15 protein-coding genes are annotated in these 18,213 nt (G+C 66.3%); 8 read left to right on the top strand and 7 right to left on the bottom strand.

Annotation, left to right across the window (positions count from 1 at the left end; all coding sequences use genetic code 11):
• Positions 1–82: 82 nt before the first annotated feature.
• From CSC94_RS03720 to CSC94_RS03690, 7 genes are read left to right on the top strand one after another with little or no spacing between them, the layout of a single operon-like run.
• Positions 83–2,011 carry an extracellular solute-binding protein gene (locus CSC94_RS03720; RefSeq protein ID WP_245408240.1) on the top strand — a complete coding sequence of 643 codons (1,929 nt, stop codon included), beginning with the start codon at positions 83–85 and terminating at the stop codon, positions 2,009–2,011.
• A gap of 5 nt (positions 2,012–2,016) precedes the next feature.
• Positions 2,017–3,894 (top strand): extracellular solute-binding protein, encoded by a 1,878-nt coding sequence (locus CSC94_RS03715; protein ID WP_099303815.1) that lies wholly within the window; start codon positions 2,017–2,019, stop codon positions 3,892–3,894.
• Between the two features lie 39 nt (positions 3,895–3,933).
• Entirely contained in the window at positions 3,934–5,043 is a 1,110-nt protein-coding gene (locus CSC94_RS03710; protein ID WP_099303813.1) for a microcin C ABC transporter permease YejB, read from the top strand.
• A gap of 1 nt (position 5,044) precedes the next feature.
• Entirely contained in the window at positions 5,045–6,190 is a 1,146-nt protein-coding gene (locus CSC94_RS03705; protein ID WP_099303811.1) for an ABC transporter permease, read from the top strand.
• Positions 6,187–7,818 carry an ABC transporter ATP-binding protein gene (locus CSC94_RS03700; protein ID WP_099303809.1) on the top strand — a complete coding sequence of 544 codons (1,632 nt, stop codon included), beginning with the start codon at positions 6,187–6,189 and terminating at the stop codon, positions 7,816–7,818. The genes CSC94_RS03705 and CSC94_RS03700 overlap by 4 nt, the downstream gene beginning before the upstream one ends.
• A gap of 5 nt (positions 7,819–7,823) precedes the next feature.
• On the top strand, positions 7,824–8,447 hold the full coding sequence (locus CSC94_RS03695; RefSeq protein ID WP_133122813.1) for an NUDIX domain-containing protein: 624 nt from the start codon (positions 7,824–7,826) through the stop codon (positions 8,445–8,447).
• Complete coding sequence (locus CSC94_RS03690) at positions 8,444–9,406, top strand: 2-hydroxyacid dehydrogenase (protein WP_099303805.1); 963 nt, start codon at positions 8,444–8,446, stop codon at positions 9,404–9,406. The genes CSC94_RS03695 and CSC94_RS03690 overlap by 4 nt, the downstream gene beginning before the upstream one ends.
• Before the next feature lie 43 nt (positions 9,407–9,449).
• On the opposite strand, the gene CSC94_RS03685 is transcribed toward CSC94_RS03690, so the two are convergent.
• From CSC94_RS03685 to CSC94_RS03675, 3 genes are read right to left on the bottom strand one after another with little or no spacing between them, the layout of a single operon-like run.
• On the bottom strand, positions 9,450–10,307 hold the full coding sequence (locus CSC94_RS03685) for a C40 family peptidase (RefSeq protein ID WP_099303803.1): 858 nt from the start codon (positions 10,305–10,307) through the stop codon (positions 9,450–9,452).
• Positions 10,304–10,654, bottom strand: a complete 351-nt coding sequence (locus CSC94_RS03680) for a MarR family winged helix-turn-helix transcriptional regulator (protein WP_099303801.1) — start codon at positions 10,652–10,654, stop codon at positions 10,304–10,306. Before CSC94_RS03680 ends, CSC94_RS03685 begins: the two co-directional genes overlap by 4 nt.
• A gap of 60 nt (positions 10,655–10,714) precedes the next feature.
• A complete protein-coding gene (locus tag CSC94_RS03675) occupies positions 10,715–12,091 on the bottom strand; it encodes a leucyl aminopeptidase family protein (protein ID WP_099303799.1) in 1,377 nt (458 codons plus the stop codon).
• A gap of 107 nt (positions 12,092–12,198) precedes the next feature.
• Between CSC94_RS03675 and CSC94_RS03670 the strand changes: the two genes are divergently transcribed.
• The gene (locus tag CSC94_RS03670) at positions 12,199–13,014 is read left to right on the top strand and encodes a tetratricopeptide repeat protein (protein ID WP_099304030.1); all 816 of its coding nucleotides are present in this window, start codon (positions 12,199–12,201) and stop codon (positions 13,012–13,014) included.
• Positions 13,015–13,341: 327 nt separating this feature from the next.
• Here CSC94_RS03670 and CSC94_RS03665 read toward each other — a convergent pair whose 3' ends face one another.
• The 4 genes from CSC94_RS03665 to CSC94_RS03650 are packed head-to-tail and all read right to left on the bottom strand — an operon-like array spanning position 13,342 to position 18,204.
• On the bottom strand, positions 13,342–14,343 hold the full coding sequence (locus tag CSC94_RS03665) for a type II secretion system F family protein (RefSeq protein ID WP_099303797.1): 1,002 nt from the start codon (positions 14,341–14,343) through the stop codon (positions 13,342–13,344).
• A 3-nt stretch (positions 14,344–14,346) separates the two neighbouring features.
• Positions 14,347–15,369, bottom strand: coding sequence for a type II secretion system F family protein (locus CSC94_RS03660; protein ID WP_099303795.1), 1,023 nt, complete (start codon positions 15,367–15,369; stop codon positions 14,347–14,349).
• 30 nt (positions 15,370–15,399) lie between these two features.
• Positions 15,400–16,890, bottom strand: coding sequence for a TadA family conjugal transfer-associated ATPase (locus CSC94_RS03655; RefSeq protein WP_099303793.1), 1,491 nt, complete (start codon positions 16,888–16,890; stop codon positions 15,400–15,402).
• A 30-nt stretch (positions 16,891–16,920) separates the two neighbouring features.
• The gene (locus CSC94_RS03650) at positions 16,921–18,204 is read right to left on the bottom strand and encodes a CpaE/TadZ family protein (RefSeq protein WP_099303791.1); all 1,284 of its coding nucleotides are present in this window, start codon (positions 18,202–18,204) and stop codon (positions 16,921–16,923) included.
• Positions 18,205–18,213 lie beyond the last annotated feature (9 nt).

The following is an 18,213-nucleotide window of genomic DNA, read 5'->3' as shown; positions in this document are numbered from 1 at the left end:
AGCCATAGGTTACGAAACGTGATCAGCGCGTTTGCGGGCGCGCTTTCCACCAATGGCCAAGGCATGGAAGGACAGGCAACTCATGGCATTTCCCAATCTCCTCCTGACCCGCCGCAATCTGCTGATTTCGGCCGCGCTCATGCCGCTCGCCATGCGCCGCGCGGCGGCGCAGGAAACGCCGATCGAGAACCCTGCCCTGCCCGATGCCGCGGCGCGCGACGCCGAGGCCTGGCACCACGCCACGGCGCTCACCGGCACGCCGAAATACCCGGAAGGCTTCAGCCGCTTCGACTACGTCAATGCGGACGCGCCGAAGACCGGCCGGGCGCGGCTGGCCTCGATGGGATCGTTCGACACGTTCAACCCTGTTCCGACCAAGGGCGAGGCCGCCACCGGGCTCGGGCTCGTGTTCGAGACGCTGATGGTGTCCAGCCTCGACGAGCTGAACATTTCCGCAGAATACGGCCTGCTGGCCGAGGCGATCCGCTACCCGGCCGACTTTTCCTGGGTATCCTTCCGGATGAACCCCAAGGCGCGCTGGCATGATGGCAAGCCGGTGACCGCCGACGACGTGGTGTGGAGCTTCGAGAAACAGGTCGAGCTGAACCCGCAGGTGCGCTTCTACTATCGCAACGTCGTCAAGGCGGAGGTCTCCGGCGACGGCGAGGTCACCTTCCTGTTCAACGTGCGCGGCAACCGGGAACTGCCGCACATCATGGGCCAGCTCATGGTGCTGGCAAAGCACTGGTGGGAAGGCACCGGCGCCGACGGCAAGCAGCGCGACGTGGCCCAGAGCACGCTGGAACCGCCGCTGGGATCCGGCCCCTACCGGATCGGCAAGGTGGATGCGGGACGGTCGATCACCTTCGAACGGGTCAAGGACTACTGGGGCGCCGACCTGCCCTCGAATGTCGGGCAGAACAACTTCGACGAGATCGCCTACGAGTATTATCGCGACGGCGCAGTGATCGTGGAGGCGCTGAAGGCGGATGCCTATGACTTCCGGCTCGAGAACTCGGCCAAGAACTGGGTGACGGCCTACGAGCCGTCGCTGTTCCCGGGCCGTGCCAAGGGTTTCGTCAAGCTGGAGACCTTCCCGGACCGCGCGTCGGGCTCGATGCAGGCCTTCGTGCCCAACCTGCGGCGCAAGAAGTTCCAGGACTGGCGGGTGCGCCGGGCACTCAACTTCGCCTTCGATTTCGAGACCACGAACCGGACCGTGCTCTACGACCTGTACCTGCGCAACGACAGCTACTTCGCGGGAACGGAACTGGCGTCTTCCGGCTTGCCGCAGGGCAAGGAACTCGAGATCCTCGAGAAATACCGCGAGCTGGTGCCGGAGACCGTGTTCACCGAGGTTTACAGCAACCCGGTGGCCGGCACCGACGCCAAGCTGCGCAACAACCTGCGCGAGGCGGTCCGGCTGCTGCGCGAGGCGGGCTATGCGATCACGGACCGCAAGATGGTTCATACCGAGACGGGCGAGCCGCTGACCTTCGAGATCCTCGACATCTCGGGGCGCAACTTCGACAAGATCGTGCTGCCCTACGTCGACAACCTGCGCAAGATCGGCATCGACGCGAGCTACCGCGAGATCGAGACCTCCTCCTACATCAACCGCTGGCGCGCCTTCGACTACGACATGATCATCAGCACCTGGGGCCAGAGCCTGTCGCCGGGCAACGAGCAGCGCAACTACTGGGGATCGGAATCGAAGGACCGGGAAGGGTCGCGCAATTTCGCCGGCATCGCCGACGACGGCATCGACCGGCTGATCGACGAGGTGATCTTCGCCAAGGACCGCGACACGCTGGTGGCAGCGACGCGGGCGCTGGACCGGGCGCTGCTGCACCACAACTACGTGATCCCGCAGTGGTATTATCCCTATGACCGGATGATCTACTGGGACCGCTTCGGCCGGCCCGATCCGCTGCCGGAATACAGCAACGGCTTCCCGACCGTCTGGTGGTGGGATGCCGACAAGGCCGCGCGCATCCAGAAGGAAGGCTGACCGGCATGGCGCACGAGACGACGCGCCGGCGCTTCCTGACGCTTGCCGGATCGGCGGCGGCGATGCCCCTCCTGCCGCTGCCGGGCCTCGCCGCCCTGCCGGACAACGAGCCGCTGCACGGGCTGTCGGCCTTCGGCAGCTTCAAATATCCGCCGGGGTTCGAGCAGTTCGACTACGCCGACCCGGGTGCCCCGTCCGGCGGCACGTTCAACTTCTCGCCGCCCAACTGGGCCTACAACCAGGGCGCCCAGACCTTCGACACGCTGAACAGCTTCACCTTCCGGGGCAATGCGCCCATGCGCATGGAGCTGTGCTTCGATTCGCTGATGGAGCGCGCGCTGGACGAACCGGACGCCATCTACGGGCTGCTGGCCGAGAGCGTGACCATTTCGCCCGACCGCAACCGCTACCGCTTCCGGCTTCGCGACCAGGCCCGCTTCCACAACGGCGCGCCGGTGACCGCCGACGACGTGGTCTTCACCTACATGACCTTCAAGACGCCGGAGGCCCATCCGGCGCTGAGCCAGCCGCTGCGCGAACTGGTCAGGGCCGAGGCCGTCGACCCGTTCACGGTCGATCTCGTCTTCTCGGGCAGCCAGTCCGACCGCACCATCCTGACGGCGGCCACCTTCCCGATCCTGCAGAAGGCCTTTTTCGACGGCATGGCCTTCGACCAGACCCGGATGACGGCACTGATGGCGTCGGGCCCCTACCGCGTGGCGGAAGCCCAGGCCGGCCTCTTCGTGGAATACGAGCGCGTACCGGACTACTGGGGCCGCGACCTGCCGGTGATGCGCGGCCAGTTCCATTTCGACCGCATCCGCATCGACTATTACCGCGACCGGCAGGCCGGGTTCGAGGCCTTCAAGAAGGGCATCACGCTGTTCCGGGAGGAATTCACCTCCAAGACCTGGGCCACCGAGTACGATTTCCCGGCGCTCGCCGAAGGCAAGGTGGTGAAGCGGACCTTCGACCGGGAGAAATTCGCCTCCATGCAGGGCTGGGCGGTCAACCGCCGGCGGCCGCACCTCGCGGACCGGCGCATGGCGGAAGCGATCAACCTGTGCTTCGATTTCGAGTGGACGCGCGAGAAGCTTTTCTACGGCTCCTACGAGCGCTCTCAATCGCTTTTCACCGGCTCCGACTTCATCGCCGAAGGGCCGCCATCGGATGCCGAACTGCGCCTGCTGGAACCACTGCGCGAGGGGTTGCCGGAGGAGGTCTTTGGCGACCCGGTGACCATGCCCGTCTCGGACGGATCGGGGCGCGACCGGCGGCTTCTCTCGCAGGCCGCGCGGCTGCTCGGGGACATGGGTTTCCGGCGCACCAGCGAAGGGATGCTGGCCGATGCCACCGGCAAGACGCTGACGCTGGAGATCCTCGTCCGCGACCAGACCTTCGTACGCGTGCTGCAGCCCTTCATCGAGAACCTGCGGGCGGTCGGCTTCGACGCGGCCTCGCGCATGGTCGATGCCTCGCAGTTCGAGACGCGGCTGCGCGACTACGATTTCGACATGGTGGGCATCGCGCTCAACCATGGTGCCACGCCGACCCGGGAGGGCCTGGCGCTGATCTTTTCCGCCGAAGCCGCGGCGGCGCCGGGAACGCGCAACCTGCCGGGCACAGCAGACCCGGCGGTGGATGCACTGCTGGACTCGGTTGGCGCCGCGAAGAGCCGCGAGGACCTGACCATTGCCATGCGGGCGCTCGACCGGGTCTTGCGCGCGCGGCGAGACTGGATTCCAAATTGGCATGCTGCGAATCACCGGACAGCCTACTGGGACATGTTCGGATTCGACGAAAACAAGCCGGACTACGGGTTTTCGCCCGAGCGGCTGTGGTGGATGGACGAAGAGAAGGCGCGGGCGATTGGCAAGGCTTGATCCGGCACGGCGGACCATGACGAAGCGGGGTGCGGCCTGATGGGCGCCTATATTCTCAGGCGACTGCTGCTGATGATCCCGACGCTGTTCGGCATCATGGCCGTCTCCTTCGCGGTGATCCAGTTCGCCCCCGGCGGACCGGTGGAACAGGTGATTGCCCAGCTGACCGGCCAGGGCGGCAGCGCAACGGACCGGATTTCCGGCGGCGGCGGCGATTTCGGCGGCCAGAACCAGGGCTTCGATTCGGGCGGCGGCGACGTCTCGTCGAAATACCGCGGCGCGCAGGGTCTCGACCCGGAGTTCATCAAGCAGCTCGAAAAGCAGTTCGGATTCGACAAGCCGTGGTACGAGCGCTTCGGCATGATGCTGTGGAACTACGCCCGCTTCGATTTCGGCGAGAGCTATTTCCGCTCCACCTCGGTCATCGACCTGATCCTGGAAAAGATGCCGGTGTCGATCTCGCTCGGCCTGTGGCTGACGCTGATCTCCTACTCCATCTCGATCCCGCTCGGCATTCGCAAGGCAGTGAAGGACGGCTCGCCGTTCGACATCTGGACCTCCGCGGTCATCATCGTCGGCTACGCCATCCCGAGCTTCCTGTTCGCGGTGCTGCTGATCGTGCTGTTTGCCGGCGGCTCCTACTGGGATTTCTTCCCGCTGCGGGGCCTGACGTCGGAAAACTGGGACCAGTTGTCCTGGCCCGCCCGCATCCTCGACTATCTCTGGCACATCACGCTGCCGATCACCGCCATGGTGCTGTCGCAGTTCGCCACGCTGACGCTGCTGACGAAGAACTCCTTCCTCGACGAGATCAAGAAACAGTACGTGGTGACGGCCCGGGCCAAGGGGCTGGGCGAACGGCAGGTGCTCTACGGCCATGTCTTCCGCAACGCCATGCTGATCATCATCGCCGGCTTTCCCGGCGCCTTCATCACGGCCTTCTTCACCGGTTCCCTGCTGATCGAGCAGATCTTCTCGCTGGACGGGCTCGGCCTGCTCGGCTTCAAGTCGGTGCTCGACCGCGACTACCCGGTCGTCTTCGCCACGCTCTACATCTTCTCGCTGATGGGGCTGCTGGTCGGGCTGATATCCGACCTCACCTATACCTGGATCGATCCCAGGATCGACTTCGAGCGGAGGGATGTCTGACATGAGCGATACCGCCGTCTCGTCACGCGACACCACGGCGCCGGGAAAGCGGCCCTTCCTGTCGCCGCTCAACCAGCGGCGCTGGCAGAACTTCAAGGCCAACAAGCGCGGCTACTGGTCGCTCTGGCTGTTCCTAGTGCTGTTCATCGTCTCGCTGTTCGCCGAGTTCGTGGCCAACGACAAGCCGCTGCTGGTGTCCTACAAGGGCGAGATCCTGGCGCCGGTGCTGGTCGACTACCCGGAAGAGAAGTTCGGCGGCTTCCTGGCCGTCACCGACTACCGGGACCCGGTGATCCAGGACGAGATCCAGTCGAACGGCTGGATGATCTGGCCGCCGGTGCGCTACAACTACCGCACGGTGAACCGGGAGATCCCGCAGGCCGCGCCGGCCAAGCCGTCGTGGCTGTACACGCCGGAAGAGCGCTGCAAGCAGTATACCGAGGGCGTGAACGACCCCAATTGCAACATGGGCAACTGGAACTGGCTCGGCACCGACGACCAGGCGCGCGACGTGCTGGCCCGGGTGATCTACGGGTTCCGCATCTCGGTCCTGTTCGGGCTCAGCCTGACGTTCTTCTCCGCCATCCTCGGCGTAAGCGCCGGCGCGGTCCAGGGCTATTTCGGCGGCTGGGTCGACCTGCTGTTCCAGCGCTTCATCGAGATCTGGTCGTCCATCCCGGTGCTGTTCCTCATCCTGATCATCGCCTCGGTGCTGCCGCCCGGTTTCTGGATCCTGCTCGGCATCATGCTGATGTTCTCCTGGGTGTCCTTCGTCGGCGTGGTACGGGCGGAATTCCTGCGCGCGCGCAACTTCGAATATGTCAACGCGGCGCGGGCGCTCGGCGTTTCCAACCGGACGATCATGTTCCGCCACCTGCTGCCCAATGCCATGGTGGCGACGCTGACCTTCCTGCCGTTCATCCTCAACAGCTCGATCACCTCGCTGACCTCGCTGGACTTCCTCGGCCTCGGCCTGCCGCCCGGCTCGGCGTCGCTCGGCGAACTGCTGGCGCAGGGCAAGGAAAACCTGCAGGCGCCCTGGCTCGGCTTTACCGGCTTCGTGGTCATCTCGCTGATGCTGTCGCTGCTGATCTTCGTCGGAGAGGCAACGCGCGACGCCTTCGACCCGAGGAAGACCTTCCGATGAGCGACGCCCCCCTGCTTTCCGTCGAGAACCTCGCCGTGGCCTTCAAGGCCGGCGGCAAGGACGTGCTGGCGGTCGATCACATCTCGTTCGACATCAAGCACGGCGAGACCGTGGCGCTGGTCGGCGAATCGGGTTCCGGCAAGTCGGTCTCCGCGCTGTCGGTGCTCAAGCTGCTGCCCTACCCGGCGGCGAGCCACCCGTCCGGGCGGATCCTGTTCGAGGGCGAGGACCTGCTCGACCACGACGAGCGCGACCTGATGCGCGTGCGCGGCAACGAGATCTCGATGATCTTCCAGGAGCCGATGACGTCGCTCAACCCGCTGCACACGATCGAGAAGCAGATCGCGGAAGTGCTGAAGCTGCACCAGGGCATGGACGACGCCAGCGCCCGCGCGCGCGTGCTGGAACTGCTGAACCAGGTCGGCATCCGTGAACCGGAGAAGCGCCTCGGCTCCTATCCGCACCAATTGTCCGGCGGCCAGCGCCAGCGCGTGATGATCGCCATGTCGCTGGCCAACGAGCCGCGCCTCCTGATCGCCGACGAGCCGACGACGGCACTGGACGTGACGGTGCAGGCGCAGATCCTGGAACTGCTCGACCGGCTGAAGACGCAGCACAAGATGTCGATGCTGTTCATCACCCACGACCTCGGCATCGTACGCAAGATCGCCGACCGGGTCTGCGTGATGACCGGGGGCAAGATCGTCGAGAGCGGCCCGACGCGCGAGATCTTCGAGAACCCGCAACACGACTACACCCGCCACCTGCTGGCCGCGGAACCGAAGGGCAAGCCGCCCCGGGGGGACGCCTCGGCGGCAACGGTGATGAAGGGCGAGCAGGTCAAGGTCTGGTTCCCGATCAAGGAAGGCTTCTTCCGCAAGGTCGTCGACCACGTGAAGGCCGTCGACGGTATCGACGTGACGGTGAAGGCCGGCCAGACGCTCGGCGTCGTCGGCGAATCGGGCTCGGGCAAGACCACGCTCGGCCTGGCGCTCTCGCGCATGATCTCGTCGCAGGGCGCCATCACCTTCGAGGACAAGCGGATCGACGGCTATTCCTTCAAGGACATGCGGCCGCTGCGCTCGCAGCTCCAGATCGTGTTCCAGGATCCCTACGGATCGCTCAGCCCGCGCATGTCGATCTCGGAGATCATCGAGGAAGGCATGGCGATCCACTTCCCCGACCTGAACCGCGCCGAACGCGACGCCCGCGTGGTGTCGGTCCTCAAGGAAGTGGGGCTGGAACCGGAAAGCCGGCACCGGTACCCGCACGAGTTTTCCGGCGGCCAGCGCCAGCGCATCGCGATCGCGCGCGCCATGGTGCTGAACCCGCGTTTCGTCATGCTGGACGAGCCGACGTCGGCGCTGGACATGAGCGTGCAGGCGCAGGTGGTGGACCTGCTGCGCGACCTGCAGAAGCGGCACGATCTCGCCTACCTGTTCATCAGCCACGACCTCAAGGTCGTGCGGGCGCTGGCGAACGACGTGGTGGTGATGCGCAACGGCCGCGTGGTGGAATACGGGCCGGCGGACCAGATCTTCGAGAACCCGCAGACTGATTACACGCGCGCGCTGATCGCCGCGGCCTTCAATATCGAGACGGCGCCTGCCGGCGTGGTCAGCCAGTGACCGGCATGTCCCTCGAAGACCGGCCGGTCGAGACCGAGATCAGCGGTCGCAGCGTGCTCTCAGAGGGCTTCCGGCGGATGGTGCGTTTCGTGCTCCGCCACCGCATGCACGATGGCGGCTGGAGCAACGCGATGACGCGCGACATCCACGAGGGCGCGAAAGTGGCCGCGGTCATCGCCTGGGACCCCGGGCGCGACCGTCTCGTGCTCATCCGCCAGTACCGGGCGGCGGCCCACCTGGCGACCGGGATCGGCTCGCTGGTCGAAATCGTCGCCGGTGGCGTGGAGGATGGCGAGGCGCCCGCCGCATCGGCACGGCGCGAACTGGAAGAGGAAACCGGGCTTGCAGCAACGGCGATGATACCGTGCCTGGAGTTCCTGCCCTCGCCGGGCATCACCACCGAACACGCCTACCTCTTCCTGGCGGGGGTGGACAGCGCCAACCTGCCGCAGACGGCCGGCGAGGACGAGGACGAAGACATCCAGCCGCTCGCGGTGCCGGTCGAGGAAGCGCTCGACGCGGCCCGGGCCGGGACGTTCCGAAACGGCTTCGCGCTGCTGGCGCTCAACTGGTTCGCGGCGCAGGACCGGGCTGCGCTGGCGGCAAGGCTTTCGGAGGCAGGGCAATGAGCGACAAGGGCATTCTCGTCGCCGTGGGTGACGACAGTCCGGAGGACTGGCTGCCGGTCTTTGCGGAGCGTTACCCCGGCGAGACGGTCCACTGGTACAGGCCGGACCTGCCGGACAGCGTGCTGCGTGCCTGCAGCCATGCCATCGTCTGGGCGCCGGATGCGGCGCTGCTGGACCGGGTCGGCCACATGTCCGCGCTGTTCTCGCTTGGCGCCGGGGTCGATCACATCACCCGGTCCGGCGTTGCGCTGCCGCCGATCCCGATCGTGCGCTACGTGGGCGACGATCTCACCCACCGGATGAGCGAATGGATCGTGCTGCAATGCCTGGCGCACCTGCGCCAGCACGGCCGCTACGCCATGCAGCAGCGCGACCACACCTGGCGAGCGCTGTCGCAACCGGGCGCGGAGGACGTGCGCGTCGGCCTCATGGGGCTGGGCGTACTGGGCCAGGATGCTGCCGCCAAGCTGAAGCCCTTCGGCTTCCGGCTGTCCGGCTGGAGCCGGACGCGCAAGGCAATCGACGGGATGACCTGTTTTGCCGGCGAGGGCGAACTGGACGGCTTCCTCGCCCAGACGGATTTCCTGGTCTCGCTCCTGCCGCGAACGGCGGAAACGGAAGGCCTGGTCAATCGCGCCTTCCTGGAAAAGCTGGCCCGCGACGGGGTGTTCGGCGCACCGGTCTACATCAATGCCGGGCGTGGCAAGACCCAGGTCGATGCCGATGTCGTCGCGGCGCTGCAGGACGGGACGCTGGCCGGCGCCTCGCTGGACGTGTTCGAGACGGAGCCGTTGCCAGCGGACCATCCGGCCTGGGATGCGCCGAACCTGGTCATCACGCCCCATGCGGCCGCCTGGTCAAAACGCAGTTCCGTGGTCGATTACGTGATGGGCCAGATCAGGCGCCAACGCGAAGGCCTGCCGCTGGAGAACGTCATCGATCCGCAGGCGGGGTATTGAAAATCCGGATGCGAAGCCGGTGTGCGCCTTCGCCGGAACTGCTTCAGATCACCCGCTTGAAGGCCGTCGGCTGCCCATAGAGATAGCTGATGCGAAGGATGGCCGCGGCGAGCGGTTCCAGCGCCGTGGTCATGGTGTGACCGTTGGCATGGATCATCATCGACCCGTCCAGCATGATGGCGACATGGCCCTTCCAGAAGACCAGATCGCCACGGCGCAGGTCGGCCTGGCCGATTCGCTCGCCGAGGTCGGCCTCCTGCATGTCGGTATCGCGCACGACGTCGTGTCCCGCCATGCGCAGCGACAGCTGGACAAGGCCGGAACAGTCGATGCCGAAGCCCGAGGTGCCGCCCCAGAGATAGGGCGTGTGCAGCAGGCTCTCCGCGACCGCCACGAAGTCGGTTGCCGGCGGCGTGGCGCCGACCGGTTCGAGGTGCGGCAGCACCACCCAGTCCCCGGCCTCGGTGCGGCTGTAGGCCAGTCCCCGCGTTTCGGCACGGCCGATTTCCCGGAACCGGCTTCCCATCGAGAGGCAGCGGGTGACCGGCCGTTTCATGTCCGGCTCGGGATAGGCAAAGGTGCGCGGTACGGCAACCTGGTGGGTCGGTTCGGCGGCAGGCGAGCCAAGGGCCGTTTCGGCGACATAGCCGACGTAGCGATCACGCCGGGCCTGTACCCAGGCCCATCCGTTCCGGCGCTCGAAGACATCGACCGCATCGCCGAGCAGGAGCTGCGTGTCCATTCCGGCCGCCGCGTCAGGGGCCGATTTCACGTCGGCGACGGGCGCGATCACCGATGCGGGGTCGCCGGTCCCGTAGCGCTCCGCCTGCACCCGGCCGCGCAGCCGGACGTCGGCAAGGTCCGGGCGGAACAGGTTGAGCCTCCGGTCCAGCCCGGTCAAAGCGGCAACTCCGCGGCACGGGCGACGATCCGGTCGCCGAAGCTCTCGACATAAAGGGAGCCCTCGACCGTGCGCCGGATCAGCACGTTGCGCCGGTCGGCGGGATCGCGGTGACGGGAGACGAGGTTGAGCGCGCCCATGGTATCAAGCGCGCGGGTGACGACCGGCTTGGTGACGTTGAGACGCGCGGCAAGGCCGCGCACGGTGTGCGGCGGCGGGTCGAGATAGATGGTCAGCAGGATGGCGGCCTGGCGAAAGCTCAGGTCCGGCCGACCCGCGGCGGCTTCGTCGAGCGCCGCCTGCTGCCACAGGCGCAGGGCCTGGCTCGGCCTCATGTGGATGGACATCGGCGTTTCCGTGCATTGAATGTTTCGGAACCGTATCCGTTTTTCACGGCTGCCGGAAGGTCAGCCGAACCGGTCGCGGATCACCTTTTCCAGCGCGCGGATGCCCTGCGCCTCGCCGCCCACGGGCCCGTGCGGGCGGGCGGCCGGGTTCCAGGCGAAAACGTCGAGATGGACCCAGCTCCTGGCGCCGCCGGCGAAGCGCTGCAGGAAGAGCGCCGCGGTCACCGAGCCGGCGAAGCCCCCGGTGGTGACATTGTTCATGTCAGCCACCTTGGAGGACAGATCCTTGTCGTAGGGCGACCAGAGCGGCATGCGCCAGAGTGGATCGGCCCTGTCGCCGGCCGCCTCGGCGAGGGCGCCTGCCAGCGCCTCGTCGGCGGTGTAGAACGGCGGCAGGTCCGGCCCCAGCGCCACGCGCGCCGCGCCGGTGAGCGTCGCCATGTCGACCACCAGGTCCGGGCTTTCCTCGCCGGCCAGGGTCAGGGCATCGGCGAGGACCAGGCGGCCTTCCGCATCGGTGTTGCCGATCTCGACGGTCAGGCCCTGCCGGCTTTGCAGGATGTCGCCGGGCCGGAAGGCATTGCCGGCGATGGAATTCTCCACGGCCGGGATGAGGACGCGCAGGCGGATTTTCGCGCCCGCGCCCATCAGCATGTCGGCAAGCCCCAGCACGTTGGCCGCGCCTCCCATGTCCTTCTTCATGTTGAGCATGGAACTGGGCGGCTTGATGTCGAGCCCGCCGGTATCGAAGCAGACACCCTTGCCGACCAGCGTGACCTTCGGCGCGGCCTCGTCGCCCCAGCGCAGATCGATCAGGCGCGGAGCGTCGGCAGCCGCGCGGCCGACGGCATGGATCATGGGGAAGTTCTGCCTCAGCAGATCGTCCCCTTCTGTCACCGCGACGCTTGCGCCATGGCGCGCGGCGAGATCGCGGGCGGCCGCCTCCAGCGCGGACGGCCCCATGTCGGAAGCCGGCGTGTTGACGAGATCGCGGGTCAGGCGGTGAGCGGCTGCGCGCCGCGAGACCGCGTCCGCGTCCACGCCATCCGGCGCGACGAAGGTGAGCGCGCGGGTCTCCTTCCTGCCGTAACGGGTGAAGGCATAGCCGCCGAGCAGCAGGCCGAGGCAGGCGAGATCGGCGTTTCCGGGTGTGGCCGCGAAGGCCCAGGTGCCTTCCGGCAGACGGCTGGCGAGCGCCCCGAAGCCGAGCGCGCCATAACCGCCGGTCATGCCGTCGCCGAGACCGAAGAGCGCGCCGGCGACCGCCCCGCCCTCGCCCGGCAGGATGAGGACCTCGCCTTCGCTGCCCTCGAACCCGTTGGCCGTGGCCCAGGCGAGCGTTGCCGGGTCCAGCCCGGACGATGCCAGTTCCTTCTTGCGGATGCAGTGGACGGGACGGGCTTCGGATACCGGTCCGGCGACGAGAGAGACGGGCATGAGGGCTCCTTCGGGCGGGGTCATTAACGCTCTGTTAGGGTTAACAGATTATTGCTCACAGGGAAGGGGACCGGCCGGTGCCGGCATCGATTCAGCAGGTGAGCCGCATGACTTCCAAGACGCGCCCAACCCGTTTCCGCCTCTCCGGCCTTGCAACGGCCAGCGTTCTCGCCCTTGCGCTGGGCGTGGCGGGATGTGCCAACCGGTCGATAACGACCGGGTCCGTCGGTCCACGGCTGTCAAAGCCGATCGAGCAGATGAACGAATCAGAGCTCGGTGCGGCAACGGACAGCTACGGCAAGGCCTATACGCGCGATCCCAAGAACAAGGCCGTCGCGATGGCCTATGGCAAGATCCTGATGATGACGAACCGCAACGACCAGGCCCTGGCCGTGATGCGCAAGACCGCCATCTTCCATGCCAACGACCGCGACGTGCTGGCCGCCTACGGCAAGGCACTGGCCGCGGCCGGCCAGCTGGAACCGGCGCTCGACGCCGTGCGCCGGGCACAGACGCCGGAATATCCGGACTGGCGGCTGGTTTCAGCGGAAGCGGCCATCCTTGACCAGCTCGGCCGGACCGAGGATGCGCGCACCCTCTACCAGAAGGCCCTGACGCTGAAGCCGCAGGAGCCGTCGGTGCTCTCAAACCTCGGCATGTCCTACGTGCTTTCCGGCGACCTGAACACGGCGGAAAGCTACATGCGGCGCGCCGCCGAGGCACCCGGCGCCGACAGCCGCGTGCGGCAGAACCTGGCACTCGTCGTCGGGCTGCAGGGCCGGTTCCAGGAAGCCGAGCAGATTGCCTCGCAGGAGCTGGACCCCGAACAGGCCAAGGCCAATGTCGCCTACCTGCGCTCGATCCTGTCGCAGCAGAACAGCTGGGCCAAGCTTTCCGACAAGAAGGACAAGGCGACGAACTGAGGTTCGCCGCCGACATCCGCAGACCGTTTTCGCCGGCCCGTCTCCACGGGCCGGTTTCGCGTTTGCACAGAGGCCGGACGCGTCAATGCCTCGATGGCAACTACCTCTTCGCTGATGGGAGATGCCTGCGAAGGATAACCGTCCGGACACTCCGCCTGCCCTGCCCCCCGCAACCCGTGTGTCCCGATGGGCGAGCCGCTCACACGCGGCGATCGCGACTGACCCGGGATCGCCCGTTGTCCTGACCGCCCGGCCTTGCCGAAACGGAAAAGCCCCGGGCGGAAGGCACCGGGGCTTTTCGTTCTGGTTTCGTTGCAGGCGGTAGCGTCAGTTCGGGAACAGGCCGCCCTTCTGCGAGATGTTGATGCCGGCCGGACCGAGAATGACGATGAACAGCACCGGCAGGAAGAACAGGATCATCGGGACGGTCAGCTTGGGCGGTAGCGCCGCGGCCTTCTTTTCCGCCTCGTTCATGCGATGGTCGCGGCTTTCGTTGGCCAGCACGCGCAATGCATGGGCCACGGGCGTACCGTAGCGTTCGGCCTGGATCAGGGCCTGCGCCACGCTCTTCACCGAGTCCAGGCCGGTACGGCTGGCCAGGTTGTCAAACGCCTGGCGGCGTTCCGGCAGGAACGACAGTTCCGCATTGGTCAGCACGAATTCCTCGGCGAGATCGATCGACTGGGCCCCGATCTCGTCGGCGACGCGGCGGAACGCGGCCTCGACCGACATGCCCGATTCCACGCAGATCAGCAGCAGGTCAAGCGCATCGGGCCATGCCCGGCGGATCGAGAGCTGGCGCTTGGAGGCCAGGTTCTTGACGTAGATGACCGGTGCATAGAAGCCGGCATAGGCGCCCAGGATGGCGACGAAAAGCCGGACGAAGAACGGCTTGTCGGTCAGGTTGCCGAGGACGAAGACGTAGAAGCCGACGATCACGAAGCCCACCGCCGGCAGGACGAGCCGGAAGAACAGGAACTTGGTGAGCGGGTTCTGGCCGCGGAAACCGGCCATGCGCAATGACGCGGTCGTTTTCTCGTCGGCCAGCGCCTTGCGCAGGTCGAGCTTGTCGACGATGGATTTCATGCCGCCGCCATCCTGCTCGCGCAGGCCGCGGCGCTTGCGGTCGCTTTCGGCGGCAAGCTGGGCGCGCTGGCGCGCCCGCAGTTCGTCACGTTCCAGGGCCACCGCGTTCATGCGCGATTTCAACTCGTTGCCGCCGAGCGACGGCATGACGGTGAAGATGGTGGCGAAGACCGCGATCGCGACCAGCAGGGCAATCAGGAATGCGGGGTCGAATATGGCGGCTGCGACTTGATCGGACGACATGGATCAGACCTCAAAGTCCATCATTTTCTTCATGATGAAGATGCCGATCGACATCCACACCGCGGCGCCGGCCAGCAGCATGTGGCCCTGCGAGGTCGTGAACAGCGGCTTGATGTAGCTGGGACTCGACATGTAGACGAGGAAGGCGACCACGAAGGGCAGCGCGCCGATGATGATGGCGGAGGCCTTGGCTTCCATCGCCAGCGCCTGGACGCGATCCTTCATCTTCTTGCGGTCACGCAGGACGCGCGACAGGTTGCCCAGCGCTTCCGACAGATTGCCGCCGGCCTGCTGCTGGATCTGGATGACCACGCCGAAGAAGGCTGCTTCCGGGCACGGCATGGTCTCGGGCATGCGCATGGCCGCCTCGGGGATGGACATGCCGATCTGCTGCGCCTCGACGATGCGGCGGAACTCGGTCTTGACCGGCTCCTGCGCCTCGGAGGCGATCAGGCGGATGCCGTCGTTGATCGGAAGGCCGGACTTGACGGCGCGCACGATGACGTCGAGCGCATTGGGGAACTCGACCAGGAACTTCTTGACGCGGCGTCCCCGCTGGAAGGCGATGAACCAGCGCGGCACGCCGAAGGCAGCCGCGGCAAAGATGGCGGGGACCGTGACGAGGGGCATGGGCAGCGCACCGCTGATGCCGGCCGCGCCTGCAACAACCACGCCGATGATGACCGAGATGATGTAGAAGCGCTGGACCGGAACGTCCATGCCCGCCTGCTTGATCTGGATCTTCAGCGGTGCCCGGCGCATCGCGGCCGTCGTGGTCTTCTGCTTTTCCTCCAGCTCCTTGAGCGTGTCCTGGATGTTCTTGCGGCGGCGGGCGGCCTCCTGGTTGCGGTCGCGAGTGGCCTTGACGACCGTGCGATCGGTCTCCGCCTGCTTGACCATCTCGATACGGCGACCGCTCTGGCGCTCGTTCTCGATCCGGTTGAACAGGAAGGCATAGGCCACGGCGCCGGCCGACAGGCCGACGAGGGCAATGATGGCCAGGACTGTGATATCAATACCGAACATGACGGTCTCTTTTCATGAACGCCCCGCCCATCAGGCGTGCTGCTTCTCTTCCATGGCCGACAAGGCATTGGCGAGGCGCGCTTCCTCGCCGTAGTAGCGGGCGCGATCCCAGAAGTGCGGGCGCCCGATGCCCGTGGCGCGATGCTCGCCGATGATCTTGCCGTGCGCGTCCTCGCCCTTCATGTCGTAGAGCATGAGATCCTGCGTCGTGATCATGTCGCCTTCCATGCCGATCACCTCGGTGATGTGGGTGATGCGGCGGGAACCGTCGCGCAGGCGCGCAGCCTGGATGATGACGTCCACGGAGCCGACGATGATCTCGCGCACGGTGCGTTGCGGCAGCGTGAAGCCGCCCATGGCGATCATGGATTCCATTCGGTTCAGGCATTCGCGCGGCGTGTTGGCGTGGATGGTGCCCATCGAGCCGTCGTGGCCGGTGTTCATGGCCTGCAGCAGGTCGAAGACCTCCGATCCGCGCACTTCGCCGACGATGATCCGCTCGGGTCGCATGCGCAGGCAGTTCTTCACCAGATCACGCATGGTGATCTCGCCCTCTCCCTCGAGGTTCGGCGGACGGGTTTCCAGCCGCACCACGTGGGGCTGCTGGAGCTGCAGTTCCGCGGAGTCCTCGCAGGTTATGACGCGCTCGTCCTTGTCGACGTAGTTGGTCAGGCAGTTGAGCAGCGTGGTCTTGCCGGAGCCCGTGCCGCCGGAAATGATGACATTGCAGCGCACCCGGCCGATGATCTTGAGAACCTCGGCCCCTTCCGGGGAAATCGCGCCGAACTTGACGAGCTGGTCAAGCGTCAGCTTGTCCTTCTTGAACTTGCGGATGGTGAGCGCGGTGCCGTCGATGGCCAGCGGCGGCGCGATGACGTTGACGCGGGAGCCGTCGATAAGACGGGCGTCGCAGATCGGGCTCGATTCGTCGACGCGGCGGCCGACCTGGCTGACGATGCGCTGGCAGATGTTGAGAAGCTGCTGGTTGTCGCGGAAGCGAACCGGCGTCTTCTCGGTCTTGCCGTTGACTTCGATGTAGACGTTCTGGGCGCCGTTGACCATGATGTCGGCGATGTCGTCGCGGGCCAGCAGCGGCTCCAGCGGACCGAAACCCAGCACGTCGTTGCAGATGTCCTCGAGCAGTTCCTCCTGCTCGGCAATCGACATCGCGAAATTCTTGATCGCGATGATGTCATTGACGATGTCGCGGATTTCCTCGCGGGCCGATTCCGGATCCAGCTTGGCCAGCTGCGACAGGTCGATCGTGTCGATGAGAGCCGAGAAGACCTGGCTCTTGGTGTCATAATAGGCGTCGGAGCGTTCCCGCTGGGGGCGTGCGGGAGCAGGCGCCGGCGGCGGCGCGACCTTCTGCGGCACGGACTTGGCCTGAGCCTGCGGCTTGGCCGCGGCAGGCGCCTGCTGGGAAGACGAAGGAGCACTCGGGACCGCTCCGGCCTGGGCCGGCGCGCGGAATTCCGGCACACCCCTGTTTCCGCTGTCGTTGCCTCTTTTTCCAAACATGCTGTCCACCAATCCCCTGGAAAGGTCCCGTTACTTCTTCTTGCCCAACCTGCCGAGGATGCCCGCCAGTCCCTTGTTCTCCTTCTTCCGGATTTCCATCCGTCCGGTCAGGATATGGGCGATTTCGTTGACGGTATGTGAAACGGCATGGCTGGCATCCATTTCGCCCAGCATCCGGCCGTTGTTGGCGGCGGTTCCGAAGAGCTGCGGGTCGAACGGGATGATGGCGATCGGATCAAGGTCGAGCGGTCCGGAGAAGTCAGCCGGCTCGATCTCGGGCCGCTTGGGAATACCGACCTGGTTGAGGATGAGCTTGGGCGGGCTGTCGTTCGGGCGCATGCGCTTGAGCGTATCCACGAGGTTCTTCGTGTTGCGCAGGTTCGCCAGTTCGGGCGTGGCGACGAGAACCACCTCGTCGGCCTGGGCCAGCGTGTCGCGCGTCCAGGCGTTCCAGGTGTGCGGCACGTCGAGCACGATCAGCGGCGCCGTGCGCTGCACGACCTCGACCACCGACATGAAGGCGTCCTCGGGGAAATCGTAGACTCGGTCGAGCGTCGAGGGCGCCGCCAGCAGCGACAGGTGCTCCGAGCATTTCGCCAGCAGGCGGTCGAGATAGACCTCGTCGACGCGCTCGGGCGAGAAGACCGCCTCGGCGATGCCCTGGGCCGGATCCTGGTCGAAGTTGATGTTCGCCGTGCCGAAGGGCAGATCCATATCGGCGATGATCGTCTCGGTCTGGAAGAGCTGCGAGATCGACCATGCGGCGTTGTGGGCCAGCGTCGACGAGCCGACCCCGCCCTTGGCGCCGACGAAGGCGATCGTGCGGCCCAGCGGTTCGGCGTCCGGGTTGACGAAGAGATTGGAGACCACGGTCATGATGTCGGCCAGCGTGATCGGGGCGACCATGTATTCGGAGATGCCGTTGCGGACCAGCTCGCGGTAGAGGCCGACGTCGTTGTAGTGGCCGACGATGACGACGCGGGTCGAGGGATCGCAGACCTCCGCGAGGCTCTCCAGTTCGGCGAGCATGTCGCCCGGCGCCCGCCGGCTTTCGACGACGATGAGATTGGGCGTCGGATTGGCGGAATAATACTCGGCGGCGGCGGCGACACCGCCGCGCATCACCTTCAGATTCACCCGCGCCATGCGCCGGTCCTCGGCCGCCCGCTCGACCGGCTTGGCCACGCCCTCGGTTTCGCAGAAGGCATGTATCGAGACACGCGGGACCGGGCGCATGGCCTGCAATTCAGCCATGTCGCGGGCTGACGCGGCGTAGTCCGCGGCGGGTTGCTGATCGTATGCCAGATTGTCCATCGTCTTCAC

It is taken from the genome of Zhengella mangrovi (assembly GCF_002727065.1).
In the GTDB taxonomy this organism is placed as follows: domain Bacteria; phylum Pseudomonadota; class Alphaproteobacteria; order Rhizobiales; family Rhizobiaceae; genus Zhengella; species Zhengella mangrovi.
Note: the sequence above shows the minus strand (reverse complement) of the source record. Positions and strands in the feature narration are given on the sequence as shown.

Bases quoted from the DNA above. Each gene is read 5' to 3' on its own strand.
- CSC94_RS03715 (WP_099303815.1), top strand. From the start codon at position 2,017: ATGGCGCACGAGACGACGCGCCGGCGCTTCCTGACGCTTGCCGGATCG.
- CSC94_RS03670 (WP_099304030.1), top strand. From the start codon at position 12,199: ATGACTTCCAAGACGCGCCCAACCCGTTTCCGCCTCTCCGGCCTTGCA.
- CSC94_RS03660 (WP_099303795.1), bottom strand. From the start codon at position 15,369: ATGTTCGGTATTGATATCACAGTCCTGGCCATCATTGCCCTCGTCGGC.
- CSC94_RS03650 (WP_099303791.1), bottom strand. From the start codon at position 18,204: ATGGACAATCTGGCATACGATCAGCAACCCGCCGCGGACTACGCCGCG.
- CSC94_RS03700 (WP_099303809.1), top strand. From the start codon at position 6,187: ATGAGCGACGCCCCCCTGCTTTCCGTCGAGAACCTCGCCGTGGCCTTC.
- CSC94_RS03705 (WP_099303811.1), top strand. From the start codon at position 5,045: ATGAGCGATACCGCCGTCTCGTCACGCGACACCACGGCGCCGGGAAAG.
- CSC94_RS03655 (WP_099303793.1), bottom strand. From the start codon at position 16,890: ATGTTTGGAAAAAGAGGCAACGACAGCGGAAACAGGGGTGTGCCGGAA.
- CSC94_RS03695 (WP_133122813.1), top strand. From the start codon at position 7,824: ATGTCCCTCGAAGACCGGCCGGTCGAGACCGAGATCAGCGGTCGCAGC.
- CSC94_RS03665 (WP_099303797.1), bottom strand. From the start codon at position 14,343: ATGTCGTCCGATCAAGTCGCAGCCGCCATATTCGACCCCGCATTCCTG.
- CSC94_RS03690 (WP_099303805.1), top strand. From the start codon at position 8,444: ATGAGCGACAAGGGCATTCTCGTCGCCGTGGGTGACGACAGTCCGGAG.
- CSC94_RS03720 (WP_245408240.1), top strand. From the start codon at position 83: ATGGCATTTCCCAATCTCCTCCTGACCCGCCGCAATCTGCTGATTTCG.
- CSC94_RS03675 (WP_099303799.1), bottom strand. From the start codon at position 12,091: ATGCCCGTCTCTCTCGTCGCCGGACCGGTATCCGAAGCCCGTCCCGTC.
- CSC94_RS03680 (WP_099303801.1), bottom strand. From the start codon at position 10,654: ATGTCCATCCACATGAGGCCGAGCCAGGCCCTGCGCCTGTGGCAGCAG.
- CSC94_RS03710 (WP_099303813.1), top strand. From the start codon at position 3,934: ATGGGCGCCTATATTCTCAGGCGACTGCTGCTGATGATCCCGACGCTG.